Genomic DNA, 17,018 nt, shown 5'->3' on the forward strand with positions numbered 1-17,018 from the left:
TCGCCAAGCGCGTTCCTTCCTCTCCCTCCGGAGGGGGGAGAGGTGGCTCGGCGAAGCCGAGACGGAGTGGGGGAAGCCGCTGGTGAAACGCGAAGCCGCAGGCAAACGCATCGCTCTTGCTCGCAATTCGACCGATCCCCTGCGGGAAGATGGCTGGCAGACAAGAGGTGGTGAAGCAATGCGACGGGGCAGCCATCCCAAGCGCCCAGGTCCGTCCACCCCCTGCGGAGCATCGCACAAGTCCTGCGGATTCCAGAACATTCCGCCGCGTCACCCAGCCCTATCATTCCCCCTCAGGCAATGGCGCCCCGGCGGTCGCAGCCGCGCCGCGTCGGCTTGTCCGCCGGGGCGAGCCTGTTTCCGTGCATGCCGTCGTCCCAAAACCGCTGGGCAATTTTGGGCATGCACCAACAAAAGAGGGAACGATGATGAAATTCATGCTGACCGACCGCAAACTTCACCCGCGCGCCAAACCTGTCGCCGACGATTTCAGGACGGGCGGCATCAGCCGCCGCGAATATCTGGCGCTGATGGCCGGCCTCGGCGTCAGCGCCGCCGGCGCTTTTGCGCTGGGCGGCATCGCCCCGACGCCCGCCCGCGCCGCCGAGCCGAAGAAGGGCGGCGTGCTGCGCGTCGCCATGAACGTCAAGGGCTTCAAGGATCCGCGCACCTTCGACGGCGTCGAAATGTCCAATGTCGCGCGCCACTGCAACGAATATCTCGTGCGCTGGAACACCGATTTCTCCTTCGAGCCCTGGCTGCTCGAAAAATGGGAAATGAGCGACGACGCCAAAACGCTGACGCTGCATGTGCGCAAGGGCATCACCTGGTCGAACGGCGACGCCTTCAACGCCGACGACGTCGTCCACAATCTCACCCGCTGGTGCGAAGCCGGCGTTGCCGGCAATTCGGTCGCCGCGCGCATGGGCGCGCTGGTCAATGCCGACACCAAGAAGGTGGTCGATGGCGGCATCGAGAAGGTCGACGACTACACCATCAAGCTCAACCTGCCGAAGCCCGACATTTCGCTGATCGCCGGCATGGCCGACTATCCCGCGCTGATCATGCACCGCTCCTATGAGGGCGACGGCGACCCGATGAAGGCGCTCGCCATCACCACCGGCCCGTGCGAGCTGGTGAAATGGGACGCCGAGACGGCCGCGGAGGTCAAGCGCCGGGACAAGCCCTGGTGGAAGGGCGAGTTTTACCTGGATGGCATCCAGTGGATCGACTACGGCTCCGACCCCAACGCCATGCTGTCGGCGTTCGAATCCGGCGAGATCGACACCGATCACGAGACCGCTTCCGACGCCGTCTCGCAGACCGACAAGATGGGGCTGAAGAACTCCGAGATCGCCACCGGCTCGACCATCGTCGCCCGCTTCAACGTCGCCAACGCGCCCTATGACGACGTCAAGGTACGACGCGCCGCCCAGCTCGCGGTGGACAATTCCGCCGTGCTGAAGCTCGGCCTCGATGGCCGCGGCAAACCCGCCGACAACCACCATGTCGGCCCGATGCACCCCGAATATGCCGATATCGGTCCGGCCAAGCGCGATGTCGAGGCGGCGAAGAAGCTGCTCGCCGAGTCCGGCAAGGCGGACCACGAATACGACCTCATCTCGGTCGACATCGAATGGCAGAAGAGCACCGGCGACGCCATCGCCGCGCAGATGCGCGAGGCCGGCCTCAAGATCAAGCGCACCGTGCTGCCGGCCGCCACCTTCTGGAACGACTGGAGCAAGTTCCCCTATTCCTGCACCGAATGGCTCGGCCGCCCGCTTGGCGTCCAGGTGCTGGCGCTGGCGTATAAATCGGGCGCCGCCTGGAACGAGAGCGCCTATGCCTCGAAGGAGTTCGACGCGCTGCTCGACAAGGCGCTGGCCATGCCCGACCCCAAGGCCCGCAAGGCGGTCATGGCCAAGATCGAGCAGAATTTGCGCGTTTCAGGCATCATCATCCAGCCCTACTGGCGCTCGGTCTACCGAACCTACCGCAAGGGCATCGAAGGCTGCGAACAGCACCAGGCACTGGAGCAGCACTTTGAGAAGGTCTGGATTGAAAGTTGAGGTTTGGCCGGTCTTGGTTCCTCTCCCTCCGGAGGGGGGAGAGGTGGCGCTGCGAAGCAGCGACGGAGTGGGGGACGGCGTCCGCAAAGTCAAAATCGGGTCGGGGTTGGGGATAGCGGCTAGTCCAGCGTGCGCCTATCGCAGGTCAGCACCGCCCTCACTGTCCTGCCGGCAGGCAGGTGAGGGGCAGCGCCGACGCTGACTTTCCCGTCGCGGGCGGAGGGAGATACCTGCGAAGGTCACCACCGGGCGACGCGGAGCGCCTTTGGCCCACACTCAAATCATTCAGGGAAGATGGCCGGCGCGCATGCCGGTGAGACAATTGCCTGAGCCCCGCGCCGGCCACTAGCGACCTTACAAAGGTCCGCCGCCCGATTTGTGTACCGGCCCCGCGCCGCGCGATCAACCGAGGCGGATGCTTGGTATGAATTCGTACCAACGCTGCTTGGGATTTGTCGCGGGAAGGCGAGCGGCGGCAGCAGGCCTGCCCCTTTCCCGGGAACGTCCTAGCGCGGGCAGACCGATACCGGACACGCGACAGCCGTCACGGCCGAAAGCCTCTCGCGCTTGCTCAGCGTCGGCTTCGCATAGATCTTTTTCACGGATAGTCCCCCAATTGCCCGCTTCCAATGGATCATGTGTGGAGCTGATGTCAATACGGGGCGGCCGTGGTTCGGGGGGACGTTACTATTGCCAAGGTCGGCGCCGCCCCTCACTGTCCTGCCGAACGTTCGTCGTTCGAAAAGCCAAGCAATTGGCTTTTCGTCCGCTGCGCGGACCGCTTCTCAACTCCCCGTAAACGGGCGAGAGTAGCTGGCCGCAACGCCGACGCTTTTTTGCAACGATGGAAATTGGCGAAATTGTCAATGACAGCGCCCCTCTCCCCGTCCCTATACGGGGAGAGGATGCCGGCAGGCAGGTGAGGGGCAGCGCCCGCGCCTGAAACCGAGCCGCTAGGCGTGCCGAGAACCCCTTAGCAAAGTCCAGATCCACCCAACAAAAAGTCAGCACCAGGAACGGATAGCCGGCGGCGGGCAGCGGCGAGGAGGTCGGCAGCAGGGGCGTGCCCCACAGCACCATGCCCACAGAGGCGAAGAACAGCGCGGCCGCGACGAATGCGGTGAACCGCATCCACAACGCGAATGTGTTAGGCACGCTGACCAGGATCAGCGCCGCCGCCCAGAGCGAGACGCCGCCGACATAGGAAGGCACGCTGGCCTCCAGCCCCGCCGCATTGCCGGCCAGAAGTAGGCTCTCGCCGGCCAGGAATGTCAGGAAGCCAGCGGCGACGCAATCATTGCCGAGGCGCTGGTGTTTCATGGTGAGCAGGGCCGTCGCCACCACGAGCGCCACGCCGTCGATCGCCCAGAGGGATTCGCGCAGTGGAGCGCTGGCGACAAAGGTGACGGCAAGGCCGAAGATGCCGCCGATGGCGAGGCCGAGACAGGCGATGGTGTCTGAGGTGGAGCGCATGTGGTGTCCCCCAAGCTAGGCAGAGGATACGACAAGGTGGGGCGTTCTTAAAGGACAGGCGCGTGGCGCGCCTAGACATCCAAGGTACGGACTATCAGGTCCCGGGGTGGACAGCTAAGCACGTGTTCCGAGAAACTCTACAAGCTTAGGGTGAAGCGTTCCCAAGTCGAACGTCTCACACTCCCATACCACCATAATCTTCCAACCAAGACGGTCCAACTCTGATATATTGCGCGCATCTCTTTCGATATTGGCACGAAATTTGGCTTCCCAGAATTCTTTCCTGGTCTTTGGCGTGGTCGATCTGGAGCACAGGTAGTGCCTATGCCAAAAGCACCCATGCACAAAAATGGCTCTTTTTCTTGAACCAAATACAATGTCTGGTGAACCAGGCAAATTGGCCTGATGCAATCGATACCGATACCCGAGGGAATGCAGATACTGCCTAAGGGCGACCTCCGGTTGGGTGTCCTTTGAGCGAACCTTCGACATCAAGAGACGGCGGGTGGGAGGGACGGATTCGAACAATGTCATCTTTTGAAACGACGCTTTGTATGTCATTAGAAATGCAGCAGCTAGGAACGCGATGACAATATGACAAATCAGGAACTCAGCGAATCCGACATCCAAGACGCTGTGGAAACCGCTCGAAACGAGGTCCGGTACCTCGTTACCGATTTCCCGGTTGATACTCTGATCCGAAAATATAAAGATCACAACCCTGACGAGGGTGATATTTATATCCCGACATACCAGCGCACACTTCAGTGGAGTAACGACCAAAAGTCTTATTTCGTTGAAAGCTTACTGCTACGCATTCCGATACCTCCGATTTTCTTCTATGAGGTCGGGGGTAGCTTAGAAGTTGTCGATGGATCACAAAGGATTCGCACTCTTGTTGAATTCAAGAACGATGCCTTTCGCCTCGTCAACCTTGAGAAACTTGACTCACTAAACGGACTTCGATTCAGCAAACTTCCTTCTGCTACAAAGAAGCGATTTCTAAATAACCCCATAAGATCTTTCGTTCTAGAGGAAGGGACGGATGAAAGTTCGCGCGTAGAGCTTTTCCGTAGAATAAATACCTCATCGAAGCAACTAAGCGACGCTGAGATAAGGAAGGGAGCGTATCAAGGTCCATTTCTAGATCTTGTGGTCGACTGTGCGAATCGAGAAGTTTTTAAATTACTTGCCCCGGGAAAAGGATCCCGAGGGAATCGGAATTCTGAAAGTGAAAGACAGGAATTAGTTGCACGATTTTTTGTTTACTCAAATCACTACAAGCTGTTTACCCACGACGTCAGGCGATTCATCGACAACTACTTTAAAGAGTACAATCAAAAGCTAGATGCCTCCGGCGCTGGTGCTATGTCTGCTGAATTTGATAAGGCCATGAATTTCATAGCCGATAACTCTGCGAATGCTTTTTTTCGAAATGAGAAAACCCAACAAGTACCGCGCGTCCGCTTTGAAGCGATATCTGTGGGCGTCTGCCTAGCCTTACGCGAACAACCTGAAATGAAAACCGCAAGTTTTGACTGGTTGGATGAGCCTGATTTTTATCAACTTGTTAGGACGGATGCCAGTAATAGTGGGCCGCGCCTCCGATCTCGAATTGAATTCGTTCGTGACAAGATTTTAGACCAACATGAATGAGACCACCATTCTGAAGGAAAAACTGGATGAGCTTGAGGCCATCCTAGAGTCTACGAAAGAGCTGGAGAAGCGCCAAAAAGCGAACGTTAGAACTCACTATCAGAAGCGGCAGCTTATCGCCTTTCTCAGAGCTACGTCCTATGTAATGCTCTACAATGCCCTTGAGAGCGCCATGCGCTCTGTGATGCGATCCATACGTGAGAATATAGAGTCGGAGGGTGTTTCGTCGAGCGAAGTCGCCGAGTATTGGAGGCTGGATATTGTCCAAGCCGCGTTCCTCGATAGGATGCAAGCAGGTACGAATCACGGAAATCTATTGACGGATTTCGTGCCGTTTATGACCGGGCGGCCATCTTGGGATGGGCCAAAGAAGGACCGGCTTCCGTTCAGCGGAAACTTCGGACAAACAGCCGCAGTGAAATTGAGGGATAGTCTAGCAATTACTTGGGTTGCGCCCCCTCATACGCTAGGCGGCAGCGACCTGGAAAATGTGCGAGAACGTCGCAACGCGTTGGCCCACGGCCTGGAATCCTTCACCGAAGCGGGCGAGAAGGTTACTGCCTCGGATCTTCTCGAGATGTTGGAACGTGTGAGGAGATTTATGTTGTCGTACCTGGCAGCTCTGGAAGAGTACAGAGAATGTAAGGGTTACCTCAAGCCGCTTGGGGAAGGGCTAGGTATCGACGCAGGTCCTGAAGGAACTCCTGATTCTTCCGGAGGGGAGCTACTTCAAAACGGCTAGTGAAGCCTGCGATTGCTCTTTTTGACACCGGCTTGAAATCGCTGAGGTCGAAATCACTTAGGTTCAAGGCACTTGGCGATGCTGGTCCCTCACTGCTTACAGCCAAGCCTATCGTCTGAAATTCTGGCCCGCCATAAGCTGCTCTTGGTAAGCGGTCTGTGTGAGGGACGGTCGCCCAATTGTCGACTGCATACGGACTTTCCTTCCCAATCCTTCGACCGATCCATTCGACGACGGGCACACTGACTGCGTTACCGACCAATAGCCATCTTTTCCTAATGCCTTTTGGAAAGCCGTCCGCAGCTTCCGTCCAATCTGGTTCGAAACCCTGCAGTCGTTCGGCGTCCTTAATCCCTGGCGAGAAAAAAACTGAAGTATGACGATTCCAGATTGCTGGTGGGGAGGGAATACTAAGACCGGATCCACCCTTGAGAGGTGGTATTGCCTCTGGGGACCATCCAAGACCCCGATTTCCTTCAGTCCAATAGAATCCCACCATCTTCGGTTCTTTCGAACCTGGAAGGGCTTCATTCTGAATGCCATCCAACAAAATAGCCTCTGGTTTGTAATTCAGCGAGGCCAAAACGAACAAGCGACGGCGGCGTTGGGGAAGTCCAAAGGACCGTGTATCGAGTACTCGATATGCCCACCGGTAGCCCAGTTGCTCAAGCTGACTAGTAACGTATCTGACGGACTCACCCTTGTGCAGATCAAGCGCAAATGCCACGTTCTCTAGAAGCACGTACTCGGGCTTATGTTTGGTTGCTGAGATCAAACGAAACACTTCGCTTATTAGACCTGAGCGATCTCCCCCAAGTCCTTTCATACCACCGGCCAAACTGATGTCTTGGCAAGGCCAACCGGCGGTTACCACATCGCAATCGGGAAGCGAGCTGAGGGTCGTTATGTCCTCGGCTATTTCAACATCGGGAAACCGGTGGGCGAGAACTGCCCTTGCGATAGGATCTGACTCGCACATCAGTACCGTGTTGCACCCAGCTCCTTCGAGGCCTCTTTCAAAGCCGCCAACCCCGCTGAACAAGCTGACAACGCGCAAAGGTTTGGATTTTCGAATCATGTCGGCATCTTAGCCGAACACCCGAGGAACTCGAGGAATAATATTCTCAATCGCCCATCTTCAGCGCCTGGATAAACGCCTCCTGCGGGATATCCACCTTCCCAAATTGGCGCATCCGCTTCTTGCCTTCTTTCTGCTTGTCGAGCAGCTTGCGCTTGCGCGAGACGTCGCCGCCGTAGCACTTGGCGGTGACGTCCTTGCGCAGCGCCGAGATGGTTTCGCGGGCGATGACCTTGCCGCCGATCGCGGCCTGGATCGGGATCTTGAACAGGTGATGCGGGATCAGCTCCTTGAGCTTCTCGACCATCTGGCGGCCGCGCTTTTCCGCCGCCGTGCGGTGCACCAGCATCGACAGCGCGTCGACCGGCTCCTCGTTGACCAGGATCGACATCTTCACCAAATCGCCCTCGCGGTAGTCGGTCAGGTGATAGTCGAACGAGGCGTAGCCTTTCGAGATCGACTTCAGCCGGTCGTAGAAGTCGAAGACGACTTCGTTGAGCGGCAGGTCGTAGGTCAGCATGGCGCGTTTGCCGACATAGGAGAGGTCGGCCTGGATGCCGCGCCGGTCCTGGCAGAGCTTTAGAATTCCGCCGAGATAGTCGTCGGGCGTCAATATGGTGGCGCGGATCCACGGCTCCTCGATGGCAGAGATCTTCACGACGTCGGGCATGTCGGCCGGGTTGTGCAGTTCCTTCATCGAGCCGTCATTGAGGAGCAGCCGGTAGACGACGCTCGGCGCCGTGGCGATGAGGTCGAGGTTGAACTCGCGCTCCAGCCGCTCCTGGATGATTTCGAGATGCAGCAGGCCAAGGAAGCCGCAGCGGTAGCCGAAACCGAGCGCGGCGGAGGTTTCCATTTCATAGGAGAAGGACGCGTCGTTGAGGCGCAGCTTGCCGACGGCGGCGCGCAGATCCTCGAAATCCGCGGCGTCGACCGGGAACAGGCCGCAGAACACCACCGGCTGCGCCGGCTTGAAGCCGGGCAGCGCGTGCGCGGTCTGGCGCTTGTCCTCGGTGATGGTGTCGCCGACGCGGGTGTCGGCCACTTCCTTGATCGAGCCGGTGAAGAAGCCGAACTCGCCGGGGCCGAGCTCGTCGACATTGATGCGGGCGGGCGTGAACACGCCGGTGCGCTCGACCAGGTACTTGGCGCCGGTGCCCATCATGCGGATGGTCTGGCCCTTCTTCAGCACGCCGTCGATGATGCGCACCAGCACGATGACGCCGAGATAGGCGTCGTACCAGCTGTCGACCAGCATGGCTTTGAGCGGCGCCGTGGCATCGCCCTCGCGCGGCGGCGGCAATTGGTGGACGATGGCTTCCAGCACGTCGGGAATGCCGAGCCCCGTCTTGGCCGAGATCAGCACGGCGTTGGAGGCGTCGATGCCGATCACCTCCTCGACCTGCTCGCGGATGCGCTCGGGCTCGGCGGCCGGCAGGTCGACCTTGTTCAGCACCACGACGATCTCGTGGTTGTTGTCGATGGCCTGGTAGACATTGGCCAGCGTCTGCGCCTCGACGCCTTGCGAAGCGTCGACCACCAGCAGCGAACCCTCGCAGGCGGCGAGCGAGCGCGACACTTCATAGGCGAAGTCGACATGGCCGGGCGTGTCGATGAGGTTGAGGATATAGTCCTCGCCATTGTTGGCGCGGTATTTCAGCCGCACGGTCTGCGCCTTGATGGTGATGCCGCGCTCGCGCTCGATATCCATCGAGTCCAGCACCTGCTCCTTCATGTCGCGCAGCTCCAGCCCGCCGGTGGACTGGATCAGGCGGTCGGCAAGCGTGGATTTGCCATGGTCGATATGGGCGACGATGGAAAAATTCCGGATGTGGTCGAGGGGCGTGCTCATGCCGCGCGCTTTAGCAGGGGCGGCAAGCGGCGGCAAGGCTTGGCGCCCAAGGGCTGCCTTGCCGCTCACAAAGCGGTGAGATCAGCGAAAAAATCGAAAAAACCGGCCTACTGGCAAAGAATGCATAAACTTTGATCGGTCACATTAGAGCTTGGTTCGCCGGCTCGTGGTAATTGCACGCTCGCTAATGTCTGTCGGGGGTTTGAAATGTTCAGGGTTTTGCGCGGCTTTGCCCGCTCCCGCAGCGGGTCGATGATGCCGCTCTTCCTGGTGAGCCTGATGCCGCTGATCGCGGTCATCGGCTTCTCGGTCGACTATACAAGCGCGGTCCAGACCAAATCCAACCAGCAGCAGGCGCTGGATGCCGCGATCCTGACGATCACGACCATGGACATCACGTCGACGCTGGCGCAGCGCCAGACGCTGCTGCAGGATTCCTTCGCCGCAAACGGTGGACAAGGCACCGCGACGCTGACCAACTTCGTGGCCGGCAACACCACCACCGCCACCACGGCGCAGGCCACGGCGAGTTTCGCCATGCCGACCGTTTTCATGAGCATCGCCAGGATCAACACCGTACCGATCGCCGTCGCCTCTGCGGTCAGCAAGCCGCCCGCGCTGGTTGCGGCTACCTTCAAGGTCTCCGGGGTTTCGGGTTACTGGAACAAGACAATGACGCTTTACGGCACGCAATTCGGTGCGACGGTGGCCAAGCCGCTGATGACGATCGACTATACCTATGGGAACACCAAGGATCCCAAGGGCTACGGCACGACCAATGTCAACGTCCTCACCACCGATTCAGCCGGCAAGACCGTCACCACGCTGGTCCAGAAGCAGGTCTGCACCGTCGGCAACAATCCGCCAAGCGGCGTGACCCTCAAGACCGATGCGAGCGGCACGAAATACTACTGCGTCGATACGATGTATCCGGCCAACAGCGCCGGCGCGGCGATCGACGTCAGCGCGATGGGCGGCCTCTATTTGCAGATGGACGTACCGTCGGGCAACCCGAAAAAGCTGATCTCAAACGATCCAACGACGTCCAACCGGCTCTATAGCGGTTTGAGCGCGACCACCCTGACCGAGACGGCCACCGGTCAGCCTGTCGACATCTTCAGCGTCGTGCCTTGCGGCGCGACAGCCTACCAGGCTTGGGAAGATGGCGGCAACTCGGTCCCGGCGCCAGTCAGCAACGCCGACTTCTTCTACAACGTGACCGGCAAATGCGACTACAACAAGCGGCCCTCGGAGACGGCGCTGACACAGTGACGCTGCCGATCTCCCCTCGTGGGTGAGATTGGAGCTGGCGACCGTGTTCGCCAATCTCTGAGGCGCGCAGGGCAGAGCGCTCTTCAATCACAAACCGGTGAGCGTTGTAACGAAGCCGTCCGTGGCGGCGAAGTGGGGATATGAGCGGCGCATCGTAGCGTCGCCCCACGGAGCAAGCCGATGTCGCCAGTCCTACCAAGCAGGTTTTTCGCACTGTCCGGCCTCGCCGCGCTGGCGCTCGCCGGATCGCTTGCCAACGCCCTCGCCCAGCCGCTCACCGTGGTCGAGCTGTTCACCAGCCAGGGCTGCTCGTCCTGCCCGCCGGCCAACGCCAACCTCATCAAGGTCAAGGACCGGCCCGGCGTGCTGGCGCTGTCGTTCAACGTCACCTACTGGGATTACCTCGGCTGGAAGGACACGTTCGGCAAGCAGGAATTCACGCAGCGCCAGGTATCCTACGAGCCATCGCTCGGCCATGACGGGCCGTTCACGCCGCAAGTGGTGGTCAACGGCCATGCCGACGTCGTCGGCGCAGCACCCGGCGAGATCGAACATCTGATCGCGGCCACGGCCAAGACCGGCGGCCCGTCGCTGGCGCTTGAGGGCGGCAAGGTCGCGATCGGCGCCGGCGCCGCTCCGGGCGGCCATGCCGATGTCTGGCTGGTGCGCTACACCAAGGGTGTCGTCGAGGTGCCGGTGGCGCGCGGCGAGAACACCGGGCGCACCTTGCCGCATGCCAATGTCGTGCATGCGCTGACAAAACTCGGCAGCTGGAGCGGCGACGCCAAGACGCTCGATCTGCCGGCGGCCTCGGGCGGCCTCAGCACCGCCGTGCTGGTGCAGTCGCCCGGCGGCGGACCGATCCTGGCCGCCGCCGCCAACTAGATCGCGTTCGAGCAGAGATTTGCCAAACAGAGATTTGCACCGCCGCATGAGCAGCGGTGCAAGAGCCCGGCCGCCCAAAGGGCGTGCCATCAACCCGTAAACCCAAGGAACCGACCATGACCACTTTCTCCCGCCTGACGCTGCCGGCGCTCGCCCTCGCTTTGTGCTCCACGGCGCTGTTTGCCGGCGGCATCGCCCGCGCCGACGATGCCAGCAATGCAATGAAGCCCGCCGCCAACGCCATGGCGCCGGCCGCGGACGCCATGAAGCCGGCAACCGATGCGATGAAGCCCGCCGACCCGATGGCGACCAACGCCATGAAGCCCGCTACGGACGCCATGAAGCCTGCCACGGATGCGATGAAACCGGCGACCGACGCGATGAAGCCGGCAACGGATGCCACCGCCAATTGAGATTGGTGCGTGGCCTTCTGTCCCTGGCGGGCTCCCTGTCCAGCCGGGGACAGTTGCTGGAGCAGCCCCCCGGGAAAGGCTTGAAGCGGTTTTGCTTCGGCAACGGGGTCGAAACAGAAAGTCTGGGGGCGCACGCGAATGTGAGCCTCCGCCGCAACTCACGCATCGCGCCACCGTAGCTGATCCAATAGACTGATCCCAATGGAAGCCATGAGGAGTGCAACCATGACCACTATCAACAAACGTTCGACAGGCTTTGTCCGGGGCGCGCTCGCCGCCCTCGCCCTTGCCGTCGCGGGCGCCGCCTTCTGGCTGACGCCGGCCATCTCCGCCGAGGATGCCGTGAAGATCCCGCCGCCGGCAATCGACGAAAAAGCGGCCACCGGCACAGAGAAGGCGATCTTCGCCGGCGGCTGCTTCTGGGGCGTGCAGGGCGTGTTCCAGCACGTCAAGGGCGTCAGCAAGGCGGTCTCGGGCTATACCGGCGGCGCCAAGGACGACGCCGTCTACGAGACGGTCGGCACCGGCCGCACCGGCCACGCAGAGTCCGTCGAGATCACCTATGATCCGTCCAAGGTGACCTACGGCCAGCTGCTGCAGGTCTATTTCTCGGTCGCCCACAACCCGACCCAGCTCAACTACCAGGGTCCGGACTCGGGCACCCAGTACCGCTCGACGATCTTCGCCGAAAACGACGCCCAGAAGAAAATCGCGCAGAGCTACATCGCGCAGCTCGACAAGGCCAAAGTGTTCGGCGAGCCGATCGTCACCACGCTGGAGACCGGCAAGACCTTCTATCCGGCCGAGACCTACCACCAGGACTTTTTGACGCTGAACCCGACCTATCCCTACATCGTCTACAACGACCTGCCCAAGGTGGCGAATTTGAAGACGCTGTTCCCGGCGCTTTACAGCGAAAAGCCGGTGCTGGTGCTGTCGGCGAGCAACTGAGATTGCGAGGCGCGCCATTCTGGCCTTTCTCCCCGTCATTATACGGGGAGAAAGGCGCTGTCATCGCGCCTCAATCATACGTCAGATCCGTCGCCTTGCCGCCGAACACGCGGTAGGCATAGAACGAATAGAAGATGATGACCGGCAGCACCACCACGGTGCCGGCCAGGATGATCGCCAGGCTTTCGGGCGCCGACGCCGCCTGCCAGATGGTCAGGCGATCGGGCACCACATAGGGATAGAACGACCAGGCCAGGCCGGCAAAGCCGAGCGCGAAGATGGTGGCCAGCGTCAGGAACGGTGTCAGCGAATGGCGATCGTCAGGCCTCGGCAGATGGAAGGTCTGCCGCCACAGCCAGGCAAACAGCAGCGCCGACAGGATCGGCAGCGGCGACAGATAGAGCATCTCGGGCCAGACGAACCATTTGGCGAAGATGCGCGGGCTGGCGAACGGCGTCGCCAGCGACACGGCGGCCATGCCGAGCGCGGTCAGCACCAGCGCGGTGCGCAGCCAGAGCACCGCCTTCTTCTGCAGCGCGCCTTCGGTCTTGTAGATCACCCAGGCGGAGCCCATCGCCGCGTAGGCCGCCGCCAGGCAGAACGCCACCAGCACGCCAAACGCCATGCCGCCTGGCCCGACATCGAGGCCGAGCACGTAGACGCCCAGCATATAGCCTTGCGCCAGCGAGGCGATGAGCGAGCCCAGGAAGAAAATACGGTTCCAGCGATGTTTCTTCCCCGCCGGCACCTTGGCGCGGAAATCGAAGGCGACGCCGCGCAGGATCAGGCCGACCAGCAGGACGAAGACCGGAATGTAGAGCGCCGTCAGGATGACGCCATGCGCCAGCGGAAAGGCGACCAGCAGCAGGCCGACGGCCAGCACCAGCCAGGTTTCGTTGGCGTCCCAGAACGGGCCGATCGCCGCGATCATGGTGTCCTGCTCGGTGTCCTCGGCGGCGGCGAACAGGATGCCGATGCCAAGGTCGAAACCGTCGAGAATGACGTAGATCAGAATGGCAAGGCCCATCAGTCCGGCGAAGATCAGGGGGAGCAGGGTCGGCCAGTCATAGGTCATCTTGCTCTCCTCACGCCCTGACTTCGGTTTGCGAAGCTAGCGCAGCCCCTCATCGCCCTGCCGGGCACTTCTCCCCGTATAGGGACGGGGAGAAGCGGGCTGGCCGCAACGCCGGCGCCATCCATGCAACGTTGGCGATTGGCGAAACCATAGGACTCAGCGCTCCTCTCCCCGTCCCTATACGGGGAGAGGATGCCGGCAGGCAGGTGAGGGGCGGCGCGGGCCTGCAATGAAAACATGCTCACTCCCCCGCGGCCGGCTGCGACAGCGGTGCGTTGAGAACACCCGGCAGCGGCGAGGTGTCGCCGTCCTTGGCCGCCTTCAGCGCCAGGTGCACCAGTACGCCGAGATAGGCGATCAGCAAAAGCACGTAGAGCAGGAGATAAATGGCGAGCGTCAGCGCGACATGGCTGCCGGCCACCGGCCCGACGGCGTCGGCGGTCTTCAATACGCCGGTCACCAGCCAGGGCTGGCGGCCGATCTCGGTCGTGTACCAGCCGGCCAGCGTCGCCAGCCAGCCCGACAGCGCCATCGGCACCATCAGCAGGGCGAGCGGCTTTGGCAGCGCGTGCCGGCGCTTGAGGAAGAAGGCCGCCGACCAGGAGACGGCGAGCATCAAAAGCCCGGTGCCGACCATGATGCGGAAGCTCCAGAAGAGCGGAAAGACTGGCGGATGATTGCCGGGATAGTCGTTCAGCCCCGGCACGACACCGTCGGTCGAGTGCCGCAGGATAAGGCTGGCCCCGTCCGGAATGGCGACCTCGAACTTGTTTTCCCTGGCCGCCTCGTCGGGCAGCGCGAACAAAACCAGCGGCACGTTGGGGCCGGTGTTCCAGTTGGCCTCCATGGCGGCGATCTTCTGCGGCTGGTGTTCCAGCGTGTTGAGCCCATGCTGGTCGCCGGCCAGGATCTGGATCGGGATCAGGATCGCGGCGGTAAAGACGCCGGTGCGCAGCGCCTTCCACATCGATTCCGAACGGTCGCCATAGAGGTAGCGCAGGGCTGAGAGGCCGGCGATCAGGAACGACACGGTAAGCCCCGAGGCGAGCAGCATATGCACCAGCCGGTAGGGCATGGACGGGTTGAAAACGATGGCCCACCAGTCGACGGCGTGCGCGACGCCGTCGCGCATCTCGAAGCCGGCCGGCGTCTGCATCCAGGAATTGAGGGCGATGATCCAGAACGCCGACAGCGTCGTGCCGCCGGCGACCAGCACCGTCGCCAGCGTGTGGATGCGGTTGGAGACGCGGCGGAAGCCGAACAGCATGATGCCGAGAAAGGCCGCCTCGAGGAAGAAAGCGGTGAGGATCTCGTAGGCGAGCAGCGGTCCGGCGATGTTGCCGACATGCTGCATGTAGCCCGGCCAGTTGGTGCCGAACTGGAAGCTCATGGTGACGCCCGAGACCACGCCCATGGCAAACGACAGCGCGAACACCTTCACCCAGGTGAAATAGGCGCGCATCCAGGCGGAATCATTGGTCGCGTTGTAGCGCAGCTTGAAGAACAGCAGCACCCAGCCAAGGGCAATGGTGATTGTCGGAAACAGGATATGAAACGAAATATTCGCGCCGAACTGCATGCGCGACAGTATGAGCGGGTCCATGGCGGGCTCCGGCTGTAAATACTCGCGAAGGATAGGCCCGAAGCGGGGTCAGGTCAAAGCGGCCTCCTGCCGCGAGGCTGAACGCCACAGGACAATTTTACCGGATGGACGCGGCGCATTCCCAACCAGCTCCGCGCTTCGATGTCCAGAACTGGCAGCAGGGCATTGACTTGCGGTTGCACTGGGCGACAACAGGCCTATATCAAGTCACCTCTTTCAGGCAGCCGTTTTCAACCATGCCCTCCATATTGTCCATTTCCGGGGTCTCCAAGACCTACGCCACCGGCTTCACCGCGCTCAAGGAAGTCAGCCTCGATATCCAGCGCGGCGAGATCTTCGCGCTGCTCGGCCCCAATGGCGCCGGCAAGACGACGCTGATCTCGATCGTCTGCGGCATCGTCAACCGCTCGTCGGGGACCGTGACCGTCGATGGCCACGACATCAACAAAGACTATCGCGCCGCGCGCAGCCTGATCGGGCTGGTGCCGCAGGAACTCACCATCGACGCGTTCGAGAGCGTCTGGGCGACCGTCAATTACAGCCGCGGCCTGTTCGGCAAGCCGGCCAATCCGGCCTTCGTCGAGAAGGTGCTGCGCGACCTGTCGCTGTGGGACAAGAAGGACGCCAAGGCGATCACGCTGTCGGGCGGCATGAAGCGGCGGCTGATGATCGCCAAGGCGCTGTCGCACGAGCCGCGCATCCTGTTCCTCGACGAGCCGACCGCCGGCGTCGACGTCGAACTGCGCCAGGACATGTGGGCGATGGTCCGGCGGCTGCGCGAGGACGGCGTCACCATCATCCTTACCACGCACTATATCGAGGAAGCCGAGGCCATGGCCGACCGCGTCGGCGTCATCAACCGCGGCGAGATCATCCTGGTCGAGGGCAAGGCCGAACTGATGCGCAAACTCGGCCGCAAGGAGATGAGGCTGGAGCTGCGCGCGCCGCTCGGCAGCGTGCCCGACGGGCTCTCGCGCTATGCGCTCGAACTGTCGCCGGATGGCACGCAACTCACCTACACATACGACAACCAGAGCGACCGGCCGGGCGTTGCCTCGCTGATCAGGGATCTCGAGGCGGCCGGCATCCAGTTCCGCGATCTCGACACCAAGAACAGCTCGCTCGAAGAGATCTTCGTCAATCTCCTGAGGCAAGAGCCATGAACCTGCGTGCGGCCCCTAATTTTCGCGCGGTCTGGGCGATCTACCGGGTCGAGATGGCGCGTGCGTTCCGCACCGTGCTGCAGAGCATCATCTCGCCAGTCATCTCGACGTCGCTCTATTTCGTCGTCTTCGGCTCGGCCATCGGCTCGCGCATCACCGAAATCGACGGCATCGCCTATGGCGCCTTCATCGTGCCGGGACTGATCATGCTGTCGCTGTTGACGCAGTCGATCTCCAATGCCTCTTTCGCCATCTATTTCCCGAAATTCGTCGGCTCGATCTACGAGCTTTTGTCGGCGCCGGTCTCTTACCTGGAGATCGTCATCGCCTATGTCGGCGGCGCCGCGACCAAGTCGATCATCCTCGGCCTGATCATCCTGGCCACCGCCTCGCTGTTCGTGCCGCTGCACATCGAACATCCGTTCTGGATGCTCGCCTTCCTGATCCTGACGGCGGTGACCTTCAGCCTGTTCGGCTTCATCATCGGCATCTGGGCGAAAAGCTTCGAGCAGCTGCAACTGGTGCCACTGCTGATCATCACCCCGCTGACCTTCCTCGGCGGCAGCTTCTATTCGATCCACATGCTGCCCGGCATCTGGAAGACGATCACGCTGTTCAACCCGGTGGTCTACCTGATCAGCGGCTTCCGCTGGAGTTTCTACGGCAAGGCCGATGTCTCGGTCGTCGTCAGCCTCGGCATGACGCTGGTGTTCCTGGCCGTCTGCATCGCGATCGTCGCCTGGATCTTCCGGACCGGCTACCGGCTGAGGAACTGACGCGGCCCTA

At 61.3% G+C, this 17,018-nt stretch carries 14 protein-coding genes; 9 read left to right on the forward strand and 5 right to left on the reverse strand.

From position 1 onward, the window contains the following. Positions 1 to 428 precede the first annotated feature (428 nt). On the forward strand, positions 429 to 2,069 hold the full coding sequence (locus FJ543_RS17050; RefSeq protein WP_140876206.1) for an ABC transporter substrate-binding protein: 1,641 nt from the start codon (positions 429 to 431) through the stop codon (positions 2,067 to 2,069). A gap of 687 nt (positions 2,070 to 2,756) precedes the next feature. Here FJ543_RS17050 and FJ543_RS31460 read toward each other — a convergent pair. Together FJ543_RS31460 and FJ543_RS17065 are read right to left on the reverse strand one after the other, a co-directional pair. Continuing rightward, positions 2,757 to 3,542: a hypothetical protein gene (locus tag FJ543_RS31460; RefSeq protein ID WP_224622786.1), complete on the reverse strand. Its 786-nt coding sequence runs from the start codon at positions 3,540 to 3,542 to the stop codon at positions 2,757 to 2,759. Between the two features lie 114 nt (positions 3,543 to 3,656). Beyond that, positions 3,657 to 4,103, reverse strand: coding sequence for a very short patch repair endonuclease (locus FJ543_RS17065; RefSeq protein ID WP_348643255.1), 447 nt, complete (start codon positions 4,101 to 4,103; stop codon positions 3,657 to 3,659). 33 nt (positions 4,104 to 4,136) lie between these two features. Between FJ543_RS17065 and FJ543_RS17070 the strand changes: the two genes are divergently transcribed. Further along, positions 4,137 to 5,198: a DUF262 domain-containing protein gene (locus tag FJ543_RS17070; protein WP_140876051.1), complete on the forward strand. Its 1,062-nt coding sequence runs from the start codon at positions 4,137 to 4,139 to the stop codon at positions 5,196 to 5,198. Continuing rightward, positions 5,191 to 5,940, forward strand: a complete 750-nt coding sequence (locus FJ543_RS17075; RefSeq protein ID WP_140876053.1) for an MAE_28990/MAE_18760 family HEPN-like nuclease — start codon at positions 5,191 to 5,193, stop codon at positions 5,938 to 5,940. Before FJ543_RS17070 ends, FJ543_RS17075 begins: the two co-directional genes overlap by 8 nt. Positions 5,941 to 7,064: 1,124 nt before the next feature. Here FJ543_RS17075 and lepA read toward each other — a convergent pair. After that, positions 7,065 to 8,870, reverse strand: a complete 1,806-nt coding sequence (gene lepA, locus FJ543_RS17085; protein WP_015314742.1) for a translation elongation factor 4 — start codon at positions 8,868 to 8,870, stop codon at positions 7,065 to 7,067. Positions 8,871 to 9,077: 207 nt separating this feature from the next. Between lepA and FJ543_RS17090 the strand changes: the two genes are divergently transcribed. The 4 genes from FJ543_RS17090 (at position 9,078) to msrA (ending at position 12,391) form a co-directional block, all read left to right on the forward strand. Next, positions 9,078 to 10,142 carry a TadE/TadG family type IV pilus assembly protein gene (locus tag FJ543_RS17090; protein WP_015314743.1) on the forward strand — a complete coding sequence of 355 codons (1,065 nt, stop codon included), beginning with the start codon at positions 9,078 to 9,080 and terminating at the stop codon, positions 10,140 to 10,142. Between the two features lie 180 nt (positions 10,143 to 10,322). After that, entirely contained in the window at positions 10,323 to 11,027 is a 705-nt protein-coding gene (locus tag FJ543_RS17095) for a DUF1223 domain-containing protein (protein ID WP_015314744.1), read from the forward strand. 116 nt (positions 11,028 to 11,143) lie between these two features. Next, complete coding sequence (locus FJ543_RS17100; RefSeq protein WP_015314745.1) at positions 11,144 to 11,440, forward strand: hypothetical protein; 297 nt, start codon at positions 11,144 to 11,146, stop codon at positions 11,438 to 11,440. Positions 11,441 to 11,665: 225 nt separating this feature from the next. Continuing rightward, the gene (msrA, locus tag FJ543_RS17105; protein WP_015314746.1) at positions 11,666 to 12,391 is read left to right on the forward strand and encodes a peptide-methionine (S)-S-oxide reductase MsrA; all 726 of its coding nucleotides are present in this window, start codon (positions 11,666 to 11,668) and stop codon (positions 12,389 to 12,391) included. Positions 12,392 to 12,461: 70 nt separating this feature from the next. On the opposite strand, the gene FJ543_RS17110 is transcribed toward msrA, so the two are convergent. Both FJ543_RS17110 and FJ543_RS17120 read right to left on the reverse strand, forming a co-directional pair. Then, positions 12,462 to 13,466: a cytochrome d ubiquinol oxidase subunit II gene (locus tag FJ543_RS17110; RefSeq protein WP_140660324.1), complete on the reverse strand. Its 1,005-nt coding sequence runs from the start codon at positions 13,464 to 13,466 to the stop codon at positions 12,462 to 12,464. A gap of 241 nt (positions 13,467 to 13,707) precedes the next feature. Next, the gene (locus FJ543_RS17120) at positions 13,708 to 15,069 is read right to left on the reverse strand and encodes a cytochrome ubiquinol oxidase subunit I (protein WP_140876059.1); all 1,362 of its coding nucleotides are present in this window, start codon (positions 15,067 to 15,069) and stop codon (positions 13,708 to 13,710) included. Positions 15,070 to 15,305: 236 nt separating this feature from the next. On the opposite strand from FJ543_RS17120, the gene FJ543_RS17125 reads away from it, so the two are divergent. Both FJ543_RS17125 and FJ543_RS17130 read left to right on the forward strand, forming a co-directional pair. Next, positions 15,306 to 16,232 (forward strand): ABC transporter ATP-binding protein, encoded by a 927-nt coding sequence (locus FJ543_RS17125; protein WP_041163616.1) that lies wholly within the window; start codon positions 15,306 to 15,308, stop codon positions 16,230 to 16,232. Further along, positions 16,229 to 17,008, forward strand: a complete 780-nt coding sequence (locus tag FJ543_RS17130) for an ABC transporter permease (protein WP_015314751.1) — start codon at positions 16,229 to 16,231, stop codon at positions 17,006 to 17,008. The genes FJ543_RS17125 and FJ543_RS17130 overlap by 4 nt, the downstream gene beginning before the upstream one ends. Positions 17,009 to 17,018: the final 10 nt, after the last annotated feature.

It is taken from the genome of Mesorhizobium sp. B2-5-7, from assembly GCF_006440875.1.
Lineage (GTDB): Bacteria > Pseudomonadota > Alphaproteobacteria > Rhizobiales > Rhizobiaceae > Mesorhizobium > Mesorhizobium australicum.

Excerpts from the sequence above, each read along its gene's own strand:
- FJ543_RS17050 (WP_140876206.1), top strand. The coding sequence starts at position 429 with ATGAAATTCATGCTGACCGACCGCAAACTTCACCCGCGCGCCAAACCT.
- FJ543_RS31460 (WP_224622786.1), bottom strand. The coding sequence starts at position 3,542 with ATGCGCTCCACCTCAGACACCATCGCCTGTCTCGGCCTCGCCATCGGC.
- FJ543_RS17065 (WP_348643255.1), bottom strand. The coding sequence starts at position 4,103 with ATGACATACAAAGCGTCGTTTCAAAAGATGACATTGTTCGAATCCGTC.
- FJ543_RS17070 (WP_140876051.1), top strand. The coding sequence starts at position 4,137 with ATGACAAATCAGGAACTCAGCGAATCCGACATCCAAGACGCTGTGGAA.
- FJ543_RS17075 (WP_140876053.1), top strand. The coding sequence starts at position 5,191 with ATGAATGAGACCACCATTCTGAAGGAAAAACTGGATGAGCTTGAGGCC.
- lepA (WP_015314742.1), bottom strand. The coding sequence starts at position 8,870 with ATGAGCACGCCCCTCGACCACATCCGGAATTTTTCCATCGTCGCCCAT.
- FJ543_RS17090 (WP_015314743.1), top strand. The coding sequence starts at position 9,078 with ATGTTCAGGGTTTTGCGCGGCTTTGCCCGCTCCCGCAGCGGGTCGATG.
- FJ543_RS17095 (WP_015314744.1), top strand. The coding sequence starts at position 10,323 with ATGTCGCCAGTCCTACCAAGCAGGTTTTTCGCACTGTCCGGCCTCGCC.
- FJ543_RS17100 (WP_015314745.1), top strand. The coding sequence starts at position 11,144 with ATGACCACTTTCTCCCGCCTGACGCTGCCGGCGCTCGCCCTCGCTTTG.
- msrA (WP_015314746.1), top strand. The coding sequence starts at position 11,666 with ATGACCACTATCAACAAACGTTCGACAGGCTTTGTCCGGGGCGCGCTC.
- FJ543_RS17110 (WP_140660324.1), bottom strand. The coding sequence starts at position 13,466 with ATGACCTATGACTGGCCGACCCTGCTCCCCCTGATCTTCGCCGGACTG.
- FJ543_RS17120 (WP_140876059.1), bottom strand. The coding sequence starts at position 15,069 with ATGGACCCGCTCATACTGTCGCGCATGCAGTTCGGCGCGAATATTTCG.
- FJ543_RS17125 (WP_041163616.1), top strand. The coding sequence starts at position 15,306 with ATGCCCTCCATATTGTCCATTTCCGGGGTCTCCAAGACCTACGCCACC.
- FJ543_RS17130 (WP_015314751.1), top strand. The coding sequence starts at position 16,229 with ATGAACCTGCGTGCGGCCCCTAATTTTCGCGCGGTCTGGGCGATCTAC.